Below are 14,781 nucleotides of genomic sequence, written 5' to 3'. Positions count from 1 at the left end.
GCTGACTCGTCGATCAGTTGGCGATAAGTCGGGCGATCCAGACGATCGGGAGGACCGGGATGGCCAGACCGGTGACGAGAAGCAAAACGGCGATCACGATTTTCTCGGCGCGACTCGACTCGTGCCAGATCGAGCGCCACATATCGTCGATCGCCCGTGCCGTTCGTTGGAGTAATCCGGCCATGGTCGGTGTTGAGTCTAGAGACGGGAATCGCCACGGCCTGCAAAGGACCGGTCGTTCTCCCGTTTCACCGGGGGAGACGTCGGAACCTGCTTTCCCACGCTGATTCTCTCCGGATGCGGCAGCCGTTTGTGTCAGTTACCTACGGTCACGAGGCGACGACCGGTTCGACACGGCCTGCCACCGGCGCCACCTGAAGCGATTTCCCGCTCGAGCACCGAGGACCACTATGCAGCGGTGCGACCAGCGAACGAGATCGCCCGAAAGAGAGGGTGTGCGAGCCCGAAACCGAGGTCCCACGGGGGCGGTAGCGTGACCGACGACCGACTCCCGTCCGAACACCTCTCGCCGCTCGCCGCGCTCGTCGACGAGGTACTCGCGGGCGTCGGCTACGAGGTGGCGGCCGCCACCGACGCCATCGACGACGCGGTCCCCGGCTACGGCGGCCTGTTCGATCCCGCGACCGACTCGGCCGAGTTGCGCCGCGCGCTCGAGCGCCTGCTGGACTCGGGGCTCGCCCGCCCGTCCGTCCCCGAGCCGACGGGCGACAGCTTCGTCCTCTACGTCGACGGCAGTTCGCGCGGTAACCCCGGTCCCGCGGGTGCCGGCGCCGTCATCGTGGACGCTGCGGGGGACGAACTCGCCCGCCTCGGTCGACCCGTCGGCTCCCGAACGGGGAACAACACCGCCGAGTACGTCGCCCTCCAGCTCGGACTCGCCGAGCTGTTGACTCGCTACGAGCCGCGAACGCTCGAGGTGCGTATCGACTCGATGACGGTCATCCGGGACGTCTGGGGTGGCGAGGAGCCGACCGAGTCGGGCGTCGACACGTACAGCGAGGCCGTTGCGGCGGCGCTCTCGAGCGTTCCGGACCACCGGTACACGCATTTGACCGACAGCGACCCGAATCCCGCGGACGCGCTGGCGACGGTAGGCGCCGATATCGCGGCCTTCGGTCCCGGATAGGAGCGGTACGCCGCTTCCGATTCGGAAGCTCGAGTCATCGAAACCCCACTATGGTAGCTACGAGACTGGCGGCTCCGATATCGCCGCTGGCTCTACTGCGCAGTTGTGAGCATAGCTGGCTCCGCAGCAGTCGTCTCAGTCGTCGCCGGCGGCACCCGTCCCGACCGCCGGGAGCGTGAACGAGAACGTCGTTCCCTCGTCGGGTTCGGAGTCGACCCGAATCTCGCCGCCGTGGCGTTCGACGATGCGCCGACAGAGCGAGAGGCCGATACCGGTCCCGGGATGGTCCTCGCGGCTGTGAAGTCGCTGGAAGACCTCGAAGATGCGGTCCTGATCGTCGGGATCGATCCCGACCCCCTCGTCGCGGACCGAGACTTCCCACCTGTCTCCCGCTCGCTCGGCGCTGACCCGTACCCGCGGCGGGTCGTCGCCGCTGTACTGGATCGCGTTGGTGAGCAGGTTCTGGAACACCTGCCGTAACTGGCTGGCGTCGCCGTCGACGCGCGGGAGGTCCTCGGCTTCGATGTCGGCGTCGCTCTCCTCGATCCGGACCCGGAGGTCCTCGCGGACGTCCGCCAGCAGGTCGTTCAGATCGACCGGCTCGAGCGGATCGCCCTGCGTTTCGACCCGCGAGTACTCGAGGAGGCCGTCGATCATCTCGCGCATGCGCTCGGCGCCGTCGACGGCGAAGTCGATGAACTCCTCGGCGTCGTCGTCGAGGTCGTCCGCATAGCGGCGCTCGAGGAGTTGCAGGTAGCTCGTGACCATCCGCAGGGGCTCCTGTAAGTCGTGGGAGGCTGCGTAGGCGAACTGCTCTAAGCGCTCGTTCGAGGCCTCGAGTTGCTGCTCGTAGGCCTTGCGTTCGCTGATATCCCGAAAGTAGACCGACAGGCCCGACTCGGAGGGGTAGACGGCAAACTCCAGCCAGGCGTCGAACGTCGCGGCTTCGATTTCGAAGCTAACCGGCTCTTGGGTTTCCATCGCCGTCTGATACTGCTCTCGGAAGAACGGCTCCACCGCGTCGGGAATCGTCTCCCAGACGGGCCGGCCGAGCAGGTCCTCCCGCGAGCGGTCTAAAATTGCGACCGCCTGCTCGTTTAAGTGGGTGTACCGCCACTCCTCGTCGAGCGCGTAGAACGCGTCCGAGATGCGCCCGAGGATCTCGCTCAACTCCGTCTCGAGTTCCGCCTTCCGCTGCTCGAGTTGGCGTTCCCGGGCCTTGAGTTCGGTAATATCCTTCGCCGCGGTGACGATCCGCTCGAGGTCGCCGTCGGGGCCGTAGACCGGCGCCGTATTCACGCGGAAGTGCAGGCGGTCGCCGTCGGGCGGTTCGAAGACCAGCTCCTCGTCCAGGACCGGTTCGCCGGTCTTCATCGCGCGTGCGGAGGTCGTCTCGCTCGAGTCGAGGAGGGTTCCGTCCTCGTCGTAGATCTTCCAGTCGCCGGTATCGACGGGGTTGTCGCGGAACTCTTCCTCGGAGAGGCCAAAGGCCTCCTGGGCGCGTTGGTTCGCGCGGATCGTCTCCCGGTCGGCGGTCTGGACGGCGATCGCGATCGGCGCCGTCTCGAGGAGCTTCTCGGTCTGGTCGTGTTCCCGACGGAGTTGCCGTTCGCGTTCTTTCCGGTCGGTGATGTCGTCGATCGAAAGCACGACGAGGTCGTCCCCGCCTTCGCCCGCGATCGGCGTAGCGGTGATCGACCGCCAGCGCCGCTCGCCGTCCGCGCGTTCGACCTGACACTCGTAGTCGGCGACGGGCTCGCCGGTGTCGAAGACCCGTTCCCACGGTCGGTCGTCGCTCGAGATCGGTTCGCCGTCGGCGTCGTAGAGCGTCCAGCCGTCGACGTCGTCGGGTTCGCAGCTGCCGTCCGGACACGGGAGCCGCTCGAACAGTCGTTCGTTCCCTTGCACGATCGTCCCGTCGGCCGCGACGACGCCGATCCCGACCGGCACGGTCTCGAGGATGCGTTCGGCGAGCGGCCGGTCGTCCTCGCGTTGCCGGTCGGACTCCTCGAGTCCCGGAGATACGTCTCGGTCTGCTCGCTCGTTTCGCTCGTTCCGCTCGTTCGGGTCGTCAGTCGACCGTTCCGCCGGCCGCCACCAGACGCGGGTCCCGTCGATCTGCTTCGTTCGAAACTCGCCGCTCTCGGTCAGTTCGCGCAGCGTGGCCCGGGCCGCACGAGTGCTACACGTCAGTCGGTCGGCGACTTCCCCGGCCGTGATCGGCGCGCCGGGCTGCTCGGACTCGGCGACGACGTTCCGGACGTCCTCGAGCGTGACGTCCGGAGCGGGACCGGGAACTCCCATAGGACCACTCTAGCGACAGATCAATAAACGTGTGGCGCTCGGGCTGACACTCCGTCAGATGCTGTCGTATACCTCATTACGGCTTTTCTGACGTTGCTCCCGGCTGGTTTTGGCCGGCTTACGAGCCGCCGGTTGTCGCCGGTCCGCCGTCGACCCGAAGTGCGAGCTTCTCGGCGCGGATGGCGAGCGCGAGAAAGAGTGCGAGCAGCGTGAACGTCACTTCACCGGCGGCGATGACGCCGAGTGCGTCCGCGCCGAGGAACATCGGCGTCTCGCGCGCGACGGGGATGAACGTGTGGTGGGGCTCGCCGACGATCGGCACGAAGTAGTCGACGACGAGGTTACTTCCGTACCAGACGAGCGCGACGGCGACGCTCCACACCGGGAAGTCCGAGATGCGGTGGAGCACCAGCGCCTGGACGACCATCGCGAGGTGGCTCCAGAAGAGGAACTGGTACATCAGCGGGTGGAGGTAGCTGTAGGCGTCGGCGAACGCCAGCAGCGTGTACGGCGTCCACAGCCCGAGGATGATGTTTCCGAAGAACGCCAGCGCCGTGAGCCACGGCTGCTCGCGCCCCAGTTTCCAGCAGCCGATCGCCAGCGCGATCAGCAACGTTGCCATCGGGCTGTCGGGCACCCACGGCCACATCGCGGTCGGCGTGTGCGCGAACTGGCCCGAGTAGTACCAGAAGCCGAAGGCCGTCCCCGCGAGGTTGATCGCGACGACCAGCCACGCGAATCGAAGCCCTAGATCTTCGAGCGTCTTCGGCACGGGTGCGAGGTACGTCGGCAGCGGATCGCGGTCCGGCAGCCCGGTCGACGTGCTCATCGTGTTCGTCAGGCGCGACGAACGGGGGGAGCAAAACGGTAGCGGTATCGGCGTCCGAATCCGGTACTCGGTTTCCCGTCGAACTAACGGGCTGGGCGTCGTCGGTTCGCCCGTCTCCGTACTCACACCCATGTCAGCCGACCCTCCCCACACCACGTCGCGCTCCGACGGCGATCGATCGCGCGTGCGCCTCTCGACCGGCCACACCGTCTCGCTGCCCCTCGAGCTTTCGTTCGCGATGGGCGGGGTCGTCGTCCCCGCTCGTCGACGACGGCTCGAGGCGGCGCTCCCGTCGGCACTCGAGCCGCTGGCGATCGCACCGGGGATCGGCTGCGTCGCGCTCGTCGGCATCCGGTACCGACGGGTCGGCCGCGGGGACGAAGCCGGCGACGGCGCCGGTCTCGAGCCCTACGACGAGTTCGCCGTCATCGTCCCGGCGGTCCGCGGCGCCCGCACGTCCGTCCCGCTCGCGCAGGCCCTCGACGGCGAACTCGGCGGCTACGTCCACTGGCTTCCCGTCACGACCGACGCGTCGGTCGCGCTCGGCCGCGAGATCTGGGGGTATCCGAAGGAGCGGGTCGCCCTCACGGTCGCCGACACGCCGCGGGGGATGCGGATCGCCGTTAGCCGGCGGGACGGCAGCCGCGGTGACGATGCCGGAGACGGCGACGACCTCGCGGTACGACTCGAGGTTCTACGCCCGCTGATCGGCGGCCGACGACGAGATCTGACGCTTCGGAGCTACAGCATCACGGACGGAGCTCTCCACCGCGCGCAGGCTCGAATCCGCGGTGAGATCGCGATCGGGTCGCCCGTCGGCGCGAACCTGTGTGTCGCGTCCGAACTGGCGTCCGAGCTGGGGCTCTGGCGACGCCCGATCGCCCGACTGTACGGCGCGGACGTTCGAGCACGGTTAGAAGCCGGCGACGCCGTCGAGTGAGCCTCGAGTCCGAACGCGGCGTCGGCGCATCCGAACGCACCAGCCGGCGTCGCCGTAAAGGACACGCGTAAGTGCGATCGATCCTAACGCCGCACTATGGCAGATACGACCGACGCTGATGCCGACCTCGAGGAACTGCGCCGGGGGACCGATCTCGTCAAGCGCGGCTTCGCTCGGATGCAGAAGGGCGGCGTCATCATGGACGTCGTCAATAAAGAACAGGCTCGCATCGCCGAGGACGCCGGTGCGGTCGCCGTCATGGCGTTGGAGGCCGTCCCCGCCGACATCCGCAAGCGCGGCGGCGTCGCCCGGATGGCCGACCCCGCGGACGTCGAGGAGATCGTCCAGGAGGTCTCGATCCCCGTAATGGGCAAGTCCCGAATCGGGCACACGAAGGAAGCCCAAATCTTGGAGGCCGTCGGCGTGGACATGATCGACGAGTCCGAGGTGCTCACGCCGGCCGACGACGCCTACCACATCGACAAGCGCGAGTTCACCGCACCCTTCGTCTGCGGCGCGCGGAACCTCGGCGAAGCCCTCCGGCGCATCGACGAGGGCGCGGCGATGATCCGTACGAAGGGTGAGGCCGGCACCGGTGACGTGAATCAGGCCGTCCACCACCAGCGCAACATCAAGGGCGCGATCCGCAAGATCGAGGGTATGACCCACGAGGAGCGGGAAGCCTTCGCCCGCGAGATCGAGGCGCCCGCCGAACTGGTCCACGAGACCGCGGAGATGGGCCGGCTGCCGGTCGTCAACTTCGCCGCCGGCGGGATCGCGACGCCGGCCGACGCCGCCCTCATGATGCACCACGGCTGCGACGGCATCTTCGTCGGCAGCGGTATCTTCGGCGCGGAGAACCCGCCCGCGATGGCCGAAGCGATCGTCGAGGCGACGAACAACTGGGACGATCCCGAGGCGCTCGCCGAAATTTCGAAGAACCTCGGCAAGGGGATGAAAGGCGACGCGAACGCCGACCTCCCCGAAGAGGAACAGCTGCAGGGCCGCGGCGTCTAGAACTGCGACGAATCTTCCTCCCCTTCTGAGCTTTCCCCCCGCTCTTTCTCACTACTCGAGCGTTCGGTACCCGCTTCGTTACAGCGTCTCGAGTCGATTGCCCTCGTCTCTCGACCGTCTCCGTGAGTTCTGTGTTAGGACCGACTCGAGATCCCAATGGCACCTTAATCCATATAAGGTACATTATGTCACATAATAGAATAAATACTATAAATATCCGTATCGTAGCCGGCGGTGATGTTCGACGCAACAGCGGATTCCGAGACGGAATCCACGTACGAGTGCCTCCGGTGTGGGAAGCTCATCACGGCCAGCAAACATCCGGGCAACTGCCCGGAATGCGGGGCAGGGATCCAGAATCGGGCGAATTCTCTCGAGTAACCGTACCTATCGATATCGATCTACATGGCTTCGAACGCAACAGCGGCAGACGTCCCAGCGGGGGAGGACGAGGAACCAGTCGACGAAGAATCGGCGCAGAAAACGGCGCTTCGGCAGCTCGAGCACGCCGCGGATCACCTGTCGCTCGATCCGAACGTCGTCGAGCGACTGAAACACCCGGCCCACGTCCACGAGGTGAACGTCCCGATCGAGCGCGACGACGGCTCGCTCGAGGTCTATACCGGCTATCGGGTCCAGCACGACAGCGTGCGCGGGCCGTTCAAGGGCGGACTGCGCTACCACCCGGAGGTGACGCGCGAGGAGTGTATCGGCCTCTCGATGTGGATGACCTGGAAGTGCGCGGTGATGGACATCCCCTTCGGCGGCGCGAAGGGCGGTATCGTCGTCGATCCGAAGGACCTGAGCGAGGCCGAAACCGAGCGGCTCACCCGCCGGTTCACCCAGGAGATTCGCGACGCCATCGGGCCGAACAAGGACATTCCGGCGCCGGACATGGGGACGGACCCGCAGACGATGTCCTGGCTGATGGACGCCTACAGCATGCAGGAGGGGGAGACGCTCCCCGGCGTCGTCACCGGCAAACCGCCGGTCGTCGGCGGTAGCGAGGGCCGCGAGGAGGCCCCCGGTCGCAGCGTCGCGATCATCACCCGCGAGGCCTGTGACTACTACGACCAGCCTCTCGAGGAGACGACGGTCGCCGTCCAGGGATTCGGCAGCGTCGGCGCGAACGCCGCGCGCCTGCTCGACGAGTGGGGCGCGACGGTCGTCGCGATCAGCGACGTCAACGGCGCCGCCTACGACCCGGACGGCATCCCGGTTCAGGAGATTCCGTCCCACGACGAGGAACCCGAAGCCGTCACGGAGTACGCGAACGCCCACGCGGACCAGATCATCACTAACGACGAGCTCCTGCGACTCGACGTTGACGTGCTGATCCCGGCCGCGATCGGCAACGTGATCACCGAGGCGAACGCCGACGACATCTACGCCTCGCTCGTCGTCGAGGGCGCGAACGGCCCCACGACCAGCGCCGCGGACGCGATCCTGACCGAACGCGGCGTGCCGGTCATCCCCGATATTCTGGCGAACGCGGGCGGCGTCACGGTGAGCTACTTCGAGTGGCTCCAGGACATCAACCGCCGCTCGTGGTCGCTCGAGCGCGTCAACAGCGAACTCGAGGCCGAGATGGAAGCGGCCTGGAACGCGGTCCGGACGGAGGTCGACGAGCGCGGCGTGACCTGGCGGGACGCGACGTACATCGTCGCGCTCGATCGGATCGGCCGCGCCCACGAGGCGCGCGGACTCTGGCCCTGACGCGATCGCTATCGGTCGTTTTCTTTCTCGCTCACGACCGGAGCGACGACGTCGTCCGTCGAGAGCCGCGGCTGCGACACTCAGTGGTTCCGGACGCGTTGCCGACGGGCGACCCGGGAGCGGTAGGCGCGGTCGTTTTCTCCTCGCGAAGCGTACCGTCGCTATGAATAGCGCAGCGTCACCGTCCACCCTCGAGCAGTTGTTCGATCTCCTCGAACCGACCACCGAGCGGTTGCTCCGGGACGCCGACGGCGAGTCGGACGAGACGCTGTCGGCGACGGCGGCCGAACTGCTGGACGTCGTCGCAGCACTCGAGGACGTCCTCGGCACGATCGATCTCGAGCGGTTCCCGGCGGCCGTCGACACGGCCGCGCTGGTGGACCTCGTCGATCCGGCTGGGATCCCGGCCGCGATCCGCGAGCGCGACCTCGATCTCGCGCTCGATTTCGGGACGATCCGACGCGCGATCGTCCTGCGGGAGCTGTGGAACAGCGTCGACCTCCTCGCGTTTCGCAACGAGACGGCCCAACTCAGGGCCGAACTCGAGGACGTCGTCGATCTCAGTGCGCTCGAGGGGACCGGCGGCGAGTCACAGGCGATGGCCGATCTCGAGGCGTTCGTCGACGAGATCACGCCCGACGCGCGGCGCGCGGCGATCCAACAGCAGGCGATCAAGGGCATCGAACCGGCGCGGAACGCGGCCCTCGAGGACCACGCGGCGCTCGAGGACCTCTACGCGTCCAAACAGCGCGGGACGGGCTACGCCGGTCGTCGGCCGGTGTCGAAGAATCCGACTGCGGTCTCGACGGTGCCGTACGGACCGCTCCCGGCCGGCGTCTCGACCCGCGTGTCGACGGTGCCGGCGAACGTCCGCGGGACCAACGTCGATCCCCTCCCGCGCGTTTACGCGCGCCGATGGCCGGGAGGACGGCCGACCCGCCGCTAACCCCGGCGTAGTCATCTCCACCACCTCCGCAGTGGCGGCACTATCCTGGCCTGGATCGCTGCGAGCAGAAGGAGATAGGCACTTACCGCCCCCACGCACAGCGACACCGCGACCGTCGGTGCGAGGTGCGCGCCGACTGCGGCGCCGCCGATCGCGAGCGCGAGCGACGCGAGTTGGACGGGCCGTCGCTCCCAGTACCGTCGAATCCGGTCGGGGTCGCGAGACGCGACTATTTCGAACGCGATCGTTGCGGCGGCACCACAGCCCAAATAGAGAATCGACAGTGACGCGTCGACGAGTATCCCGATCACGGCGAACGCGATCAGAGAAACCAGCGCGAGCGCGGCGTCGATTCCGGCTTCGGTCTCCATCACATCGGGGTCGCCTCGAGAGGATCGGCGTCACTCCCGGTACAGCCGCGCGCCCTCGCCGACGCGGGTCTGGTAGGCCCGGCTGTCGATGCCGACCGCCTCGAAGGCCTCGAGCATCGCCGACGCGACCGCGCGCTGATCCCGCCGGTGACAGACCGCCAGCACGCCCGGGCCGGCGCCGCTGACGGTGACGCCGGTCGCGCCCGCGTCGAGAGCGGCGGTGCGAACCTGCTCGTAGCCGTCGATCAGGCTCGTTCGCTTCGGGGTGACGATCGCGTCTTCCATCCCGCGACCGACGAGTTCGGGGTCGTCCCTGGTCATCCCGACCGTCAGCGTAGCGGCGTTCCCGACGGTGTCGACGACGTCCTCGAGCGCCGCCTCGTCGGGGACGACTGCGCGCGCGTCGCGCGTCGAGACGGCCGTCTCGGGGAGGCAGGCGACGACGGGGATCGACGCGTCGACCTGCGTGACGCCGTCGTCGGTCGCGATGGTAAACCCGCCCAGCAGGGAGGGGGCGACGTTGTCGGCGTGGGCTTCGCCGGAGACGAGCGCCTCGCCCTCCGCGGCGATCGGGACGAGTTCCTCGCGGGAGTAGCCGCGGTCGTAGAGGGCGTTGAGCGCGACGGCCGCGGCGGCCGCGCTCGCGGCCGAGGAGCCCAGGCCCGAGGAGGGGCGGACGCCCTTGTCGATGTGGATGCGGGCCGGTGCGTCGAGCGCGTCGGCGACCGCGCCGACGGTGTTTTGCGCCGGATCCTCGGGGATGTACTCGCTGCCGGCCCCCGTGACGTTGATCGTCGTTTCCGGCGCGCGCTCGACCCGAACGACGTCGGCGGGCGTGCCGAGAGCGACGCCGAAGACGTCGAAGCCACTCCCGAGGTTCGCGCTCGTCGCTGGTGCCCGCACGGTGAGCATGGCCAGTGCTTGCCACAGTGCGGCCAAAAAGGTAGCGAACGACGGCGGCGACTTTTCCCTCAGTCGTCAGCCTTCGCGTCGACCGTCCGCTCCGGATCGACGAACCGGTCGAGGCCGGCGAGCAGCCCCGCCGAGAGGACGGTTCCGGCGAGTGCAAAGCCCGCAATCGTCAGGAAGAATCCCGTCGTGGAGAACGTCTCGAGGACGAACCCGCCGACGGCGATGCTCGCCGAGCCGATGCCGAACTCCCCGAGGTAGGTGTAGCCGTAGGAGAGTCCCCGCGTGTCGGCCGGCGTGTAGACGGCGACGGCGTCCTGGTAGAACGGCTGGATCGCGAACAGGAAGAAGCCGAAGACGCCACAGAGCGCGACGATCGCGCCCAGTCCCAGCTCCACGACGGGGACGAACGCGAGCGCGAGCACCACGAAAACCGCGAAGATCGCGGCGAGGCCGCGCTCGGGATCGACGCGATCCGTCAGCTTGCCGCCCGCGTACTGGCCCGCCATGCCGACGATCAGGAGACCGACGTAGATGTAGCGACTCGGCTCGATCCCCTCGAGGTCGGTCGGGAGCGGCAGCCCCTCGATCGCGGGTGCGCTGTGGAGAATCTCGGGGAGGTAGGTGAGCATCCCGCGGTAGTACAGTCCCTCGAAGGCGACGATGACGAAGATCAGCGCGAAGGCGCTCGCGAACAGCGTCCGGGAGTTCGTCAGGAGATCCGACAGCGAGAGGGCCTCGTCCGCACCGGCCTCAACGCCGCCGTCGACGGCCGCGGTCGGATCGAAGTCGGCCGTGAGTCCGTAGAGGACGGCCAGCAGCCCGGGAACGGCCAGGATCGCCGCGACGAGTCGCCACTCGAGGAAAATCAACAGCGTGGCGGCGACGAACGGACCCAGCGCGATGCCGACGTTGCCGGCGATGCCGTGCCAGGCGAAGACCGTCCCGCGTTCCGCGACGCCGGTGCTGATCAGCGAGAGGCCGGCGGGGTGGTAGACGCTCGCGGCGACGCCCCACAGGATCAGGCCGACGGCGACGGCGTAGATCGAGGTGCCGACCGAGAGCAGTAGGAAGGCGACGCTCATTCCGCCGAGACAGGCCAGAATGAGCCGCTTCGGGCCGTACCGATCGGCGAGGATGCCGCCGGGTAGTGCGCCGGCGCCGAAGGGTGCGTAGCCGAGGGCGACGATGAGGCCGAACAGCGCGACGCCGATATCGAACTCGTTCAGCCAGACGACGAGAAAGATCGGGATCGACGTCTCGAACCAGTGAACCAGCGCGTGCCCGGCCATCGTGAAGCCGGCTATCGAACGATCGTTCGCGTCCATGCTCGATTCTTCGTTAGAACCGCACGCTCCGCGCACTTAGCCGCTTGGAACTGTGGACGAGGCCGCTCACCGCTCGGGCTTAGGGACGAATACGAACGGGTTCTGCCGCCACGCGTCGTACCGCTCGGCGTTTTCCGCGACCGACCAGACGCTCTGGGGCCACGATCCGAGCACGTCCCGTATTCGTCGGTACGAGAGGAGGTTCTCGCCGCCGATGACGAGTTCGAACCGTTCGGCGAAGTGGTCAGGATCCCAAGCGGACGTTTCGTCCAGATAGTCGGTCGGCGACTCGGCGATCGACTCGAATATCGACTGCGCGTACTCGTTGTGATACGTGATGAGCAGGTATCCGCCGGGCACGACCGCATCGAACAGGTTCTGCAGTGCCCGCTCTACGTCCGCGACGTAACAGAGCGTGTAGAACGAGGAGACGACGTCGAACTGCCGGTCGGGGTCGAACTCGGGGAGGACGGCTCGCTCGAACGTGACGTCGGCGTCCGGTGCCACGGCCGCTTCCCCCCCGTCGAACGCGTCGCCGGTTCTCCTCGAGGACCGGTTCGGCGGCGTCGTATCCGAAAACCGTCGCCTCCGGGTACCGCTTTGCGACCTCGAACACCGCGGCCCCCGGACCGCAGCCGACGTCCGCGTACGCGTCCGGAATCCCTCTCTCGGCGAAGAATTCGCGTAGCGGCTCGAGCAGGTGGACGGCGCTCGCGCTCGCGGCTTTTCGCTCGCTCTCGTCAGCGTCGCTCCAGTACTCCGTCCAGTCGATCGTTCCCTCGTAGGAATGTGCTGTCACTCTCGGAGCTCCTCCGAGGAACGGAATACCAGCGGCTCTTCCAAAAATATGTCGGAGAGAAACTATTTACTTCTTACTTACTATTTCGCCGTACGTAGTAATAAGCGTTAGCCACCGTCCCCGCCGGTCGCGTCGCCGCTCGAGACTAGGCGGCCGTTTGATCGCCGTCCGAATCGGCGTCGTCCTCGCCGACCCCGACGGCCTGCGAGATGTCGACGTCGTCGGGTTCGTCCTGCCCGCCGACGACGAGTTCGCCCTCCTCGTTCTCGACGTAGACGTCGTCGGCGAACCCGCCCTCCGCGTGGGGGTGCTCGGGGTTCTCGAGTTTCTCGGGCGTCGACGGGGCCTCGGGGAGTCCGCCGCGGGGTTCGAACTGTCCCAGCGGGTCGTCGATCGTGATGTCCCACCGCTCGAAGAACTCTCGATAGCGGTCGTAGTGGTCCTCGAGTTCGTCGCCCGGGAACTCCATCATCTCGGTCCAGCCGTGGTTGTAGAAGTCGAAGTTAGCCTGGATGTGAGTGATCTCGCGGGCTTCGGCCTCCGAGTAGCCGTCCTGAAGCGCGCGCAGGTAGGTGTCGACCGTTGCATCGAACAGGCCGTCGAGGTGCTCCTCCCGCTCGTCTGCGTGGTCCGGATCCGCCTTGCCGAGGAAGACCTTCGTGTGCATGCGGACGAGGCCGGATTTGGCGACCGAGCGGACGACCGGCGTCTCGAGTGCCTTCCGCGAGGCGAAGTGACGTGCGTTCTGCCGAAGTTTCATACCCCGTCGTACGGCGGGCGACGTAAAGAGCGGTTCGGACAACAACGTAGGCGCGGCGGGTATCGACTGCGACGACGCGCCGCGTGCTCGAGCAAATGGCCAGTTCGTCGACAACTGGGGTCGCCGGTGGGGGCAATACTTGCTGGTATAAATAGCCCGTCGTATGACCCGTCAAATTATATGATTCCTGCCCCCTGTGCAGTCGAATCGGACAATCGTTTGGACCGTTCAGCGAGCCAGTCAAAATAGACGAGATAGCAACCCACTTTAACCCGCATTACGAACGGTCCGGATATGACAGAGTACGTCATCATCGGTGACGGGATCTCTGGCAGCTCGGCTGCCGAGACCCTCCGGGAGGAAGATCCGGACGCGAAGATTACCGTCATCACCGATGAAGGGGAAGCACTGTATAACCGCATTCTCATCAAGGAACACGCGAAAGGCAAGCTTCCCGAGGCGCCGATCTCGATCCACGACGAGGAGTGGTACGACGAGCGCGACATCGACCTCTCCCTGAATACCCACGTCACGTCCGTCGATACCGACGACAAGACCGTCCACACCCACGAGGGCGAGGACATCGGCTACGACAAGCTCCTGATCGCGACCGGCGGCACCCCGACCCAGCTACCGGTCGAGAACAGCGACGCCGACGGCATTCACCACTTCTGGACCTTCCAGGACGCCCGACGCATTCGCGAGGCCGCCGAAGGCTCCGAAAAGGCCGTCATCGTCGGCGCCGGTCTGCTCGGCATCGACTTCGCGGCGGTCTGTGGCGCCCAGGGTATCGAGGGCAAGTACCTGATGCGCGGCGACCGCTGGTGGCGCTACGCGCTCTCGAGCGACGGCGCGGAGATCATGCACAACGGCATGCGCGACAAGGGCGTCGAGCCCGTCTTCAACAGCGGCGTCGACCGCTTCGAGGTCGACGACGACGGCCACGTCGAAGCCGCGATCGACCCGAACGGCGAGCGCTACGAGTGCGACTGGGCGGGCGTCGCCATCGGGCTGACGTTCAACACCGAGTTCCTGCGCGGCTCCGGTATCGAGCAGGACAACGGCATCGTCGTCGACGAGTACATGCAGACCAACCTCGAGGACGTCTACGCGGCCGGCGACCTCACTCAGTTCTACGACGTGCTGCTCGGCGAGCAGGCCCAGAACGGCTCCTGGGGCTCGGCCAAGGAGCAGGGCCGTGTCGCCGCGGTCAACATGGCCGCCGACGCCGAGGACGAGGAGTTCGAGTGGGTCTCCTCCTACTCCATCACGCACTTCGACTTCCCGTTCCTCTCCTTCGGCCACCCGACGCTCGGCGACGAGTACGCCGAGCGCAAGTACAGCGACACCGAGTGGCGCCGTATCGCCTTCAAGGACGGCAAGATCGTCGGCGGCGTCCTCATCGGCGATCTCTCGCCCCAGAGCAAGTTCAAGCAGCTCATGCGCGAACAGCGCGAGGTCGCCGACCAGCAGGAGGTCCTGCTCGAGAAGCAGGTCGATCTCGACGAACTCGCACCCGCACAGGAACAGTAAGAAGAACGGCCGAACCGAATCGATCCGTCTTTTCGCTGGTCGATTTCCGATCCCGTCACCGATGATTTCGTTCGCGTCCGCACCGGACACTCGAGTGCGACCGCGGGGCGGCGCGACGGACCGAAGGGGTGCTTGCGTACGCACCCTGAGAAACGAAATGCGTAGCCGAGGTATGCTTGTGG

15 protein-coding genes are annotated in these 14,781 nt (G+C 66.9%); 7 read left to right on the top strand and 8 right to left on the bottom strand.

Annotated elements, in window-relative coordinates; genetic code table 11:
* Positions 1-13 precede the first annotated feature (13 nt).
* Entirely contained in the window at positions 14-184 is a 171-nt protein-coding gene (locus ATJ93_RS23550; RefSeq protein ID WP_170155528.1) for a hypothetical protein, read from the bottom strand.
* Between the two features lie 309 nt (positions 185-493).
* Here ATJ93_RS23550 and ATJ93_RS06600 point away from each other — a divergent pair, with 309 nt between their 5' ends.
* A complete protein-coding gene (locus ATJ93_RS06600; RefSeq protein WP_120243785.1) occupies positions 494-1,147 on the top strand; it encodes a ribonuclease HI family protein in 654 nt (217 codons plus the stop codon).
* Positions 1,148-1,282: 135 nt separating this feature from the next.
* On the opposite strand, the gene ATJ93_RS06595 is transcribed toward ATJ93_RS06600, so the two are convergent.
* Together ATJ93_RS06595 and ATJ93_RS06590 are read right to left on the bottom strand one after the other, a co-directional pair.
* On the bottom strand, positions 1,283-3,451 hold the full coding sequence (locus tag ATJ93_RS06595) for an ATP-binding protein (RefSeq protein ID WP_120243784.1): 2,169 nt from the start codon (positions 3,449-3,451) through the stop codon (positions 1,283-1,285).
* Between the two features lie 118 nt (positions 3,452-3,569).
* Positions 3,570-4,280 (bottom strand): DUF1405 domain-containing protein, encoded by a 711-nt coding sequence (locus ATJ93_RS06590; protein WP_120243783.1) that lies wholly within the window; start codon positions 4,278-4,280, stop codon positions 3,570-3,572.
* 130 nt (positions 4,281-4,410) lie between these two features.
* Between ATJ93_RS06590 and ATJ93_RS06585 the strand changes: the two genes are divergently transcribed.
* The 5 genes from ATJ93_RS06585 (at position 4,411) to ATJ93_RS06565 (ending at position 8,899) form a co-directional block, all read left to right on the top strand.
* Positions 4,411-5,220, top strand: coding sequence for an acetoacetate decarboxylase family protein (locus ATJ93_RS06585; protein WP_120243952.1), 810 nt, complete (start codon positions 4,411-4,413; stop codon positions 5,218-5,220).
* Between the two features lie 96 nt (positions 5,221-5,316).
* Complete coding sequence (gene pdxS, locus ATJ93_RS06580) at positions 5,317-6,237, top strand: pyridoxal 5'-phosphate synthase lyase subunit PdxS (protein WP_120243782.1); 921 nt, start codon at positions 5,317-5,319, stop codon at positions 6,235-6,237.
* A gap of 237 nt (positions 6,238-6,474) precedes the next feature.
* Complete coding sequence (locus ATJ93_RS06575; RefSeq protein WP_120243781.1) at positions 6,475-6,618, top strand: rubrerythrin-like domain-containing protein; 144 nt, start codon at positions 6,475-6,477, stop codon at positions 6,616-6,618.
* Positions 6,619-6,642: 24 nt separating this feature from the next.
* Positions 6,643-7,953, top strand: coding sequence for a glutamate dehydrogenase GdhB (gene gdhB, locus ATJ93_RS06570; protein WP_120243780.1), 1,311 nt, complete (start codon positions 6,643-6,645; stop codon positions 7,951-7,953).
* 163 nt (positions 7,954-8,116) lie between these two features.
* Positions 8,117-8,899, top strand: a complete 783-nt coding sequence (locus ATJ93_RS06565; protein ID WP_120243779.1) for a hypothetical protein — start codon at positions 8,117-8,119, stop codon at positions 8,897-8,899.
* Between the two features lie 11 nt (positions 8,900-8,910).
* On the opposite strand, the gene ATJ93_RS06560 is transcribed toward ATJ93_RS06565, so the two are convergent.
* From ATJ93_RS06560 to ATJ93_RS06540, 5 genes are all read right to left on the bottom strand, one after another.
* Positions 8,911-9,270, bottom strand: a complete 360-nt coding sequence (locus ATJ93_RS06560; protein ID WP_120243778.1) for a hypothetical protein — start codon at positions 9,268-9,270, stop codon at positions 8,911-8,913.
* Between the two features lie 30 nt (positions 9,271-9,300).
* Positions 9,301-10,182, bottom strand: coding sequence for a homoserine kinase (locus ATJ93_RS06555; RefSeq protein ID WP_120243777.1), 882 nt, complete (start codon positions 10,180-10,182; stop codon positions 9,301-9,303).
* A 59-nt stretch (positions 10,183-10,241) separates the two neighbouring features.
* Positions 10,242-11,507 (bottom strand): MFS transporter, encoded by a 1,266-nt coding sequence (locus ATJ93_RS06550; RefSeq protein WP_120243776.1) that lies wholly within the window; start codon positions 11,505-11,507, stop codon positions 10,242-10,244.
* A 66-nt stretch (positions 11,508-11,573) separates the two neighbouring features.
* A complete protein-coding gene (locus ATJ93_RS23900) occupies positions 11,574-12,014 on the bottom strand; it encodes a class I SAM-dependent methyltransferase (RefSeq protein ID WP_211334027.1) in 441 nt (146 codons plus the stop codon).
* Positions 12,015-12,451: 437 nt separating this feature from the next.
* Complete coding sequence (locus ATJ93_RS06540) at positions 12,452-13,066, bottom strand: DUF6149 family protein (RefSeq protein WP_120243775.1); 615 nt, start codon at positions 13,064-13,066, stop codon at positions 12,452-12,454.
* A gap of 294 nt (positions 13,067-13,360) precedes the next feature.
* Here ATJ93_RS06540 and ATJ93_RS06535 point away from each other — a divergent pair, with 294 nt between their 5' ends.
* Positions 13,361-14,599, top strand: coding sequence for an NAD(P)/FAD-dependent oxidoreductase (locus ATJ93_RS06535; RefSeq protein ID WP_120243774.1), 1,239 nt, complete (start codon positions 13,361-13,363; stop codon positions 14,597-14,599).
* Positions 14,600-14,781 lie beyond the last annotated feature (182 nt).

Source organism: Halopiger aswanensis (assembly GCF_003610195.1).
GTDB lineage: Archaea > Halobacteriota > Halobacteria > Halobacteriales > Natrialbaceae > Halopiger > Halopiger aswanensis.
This window is presented reverse-complemented; position numbering and strand designations above follow the sequence as displayed.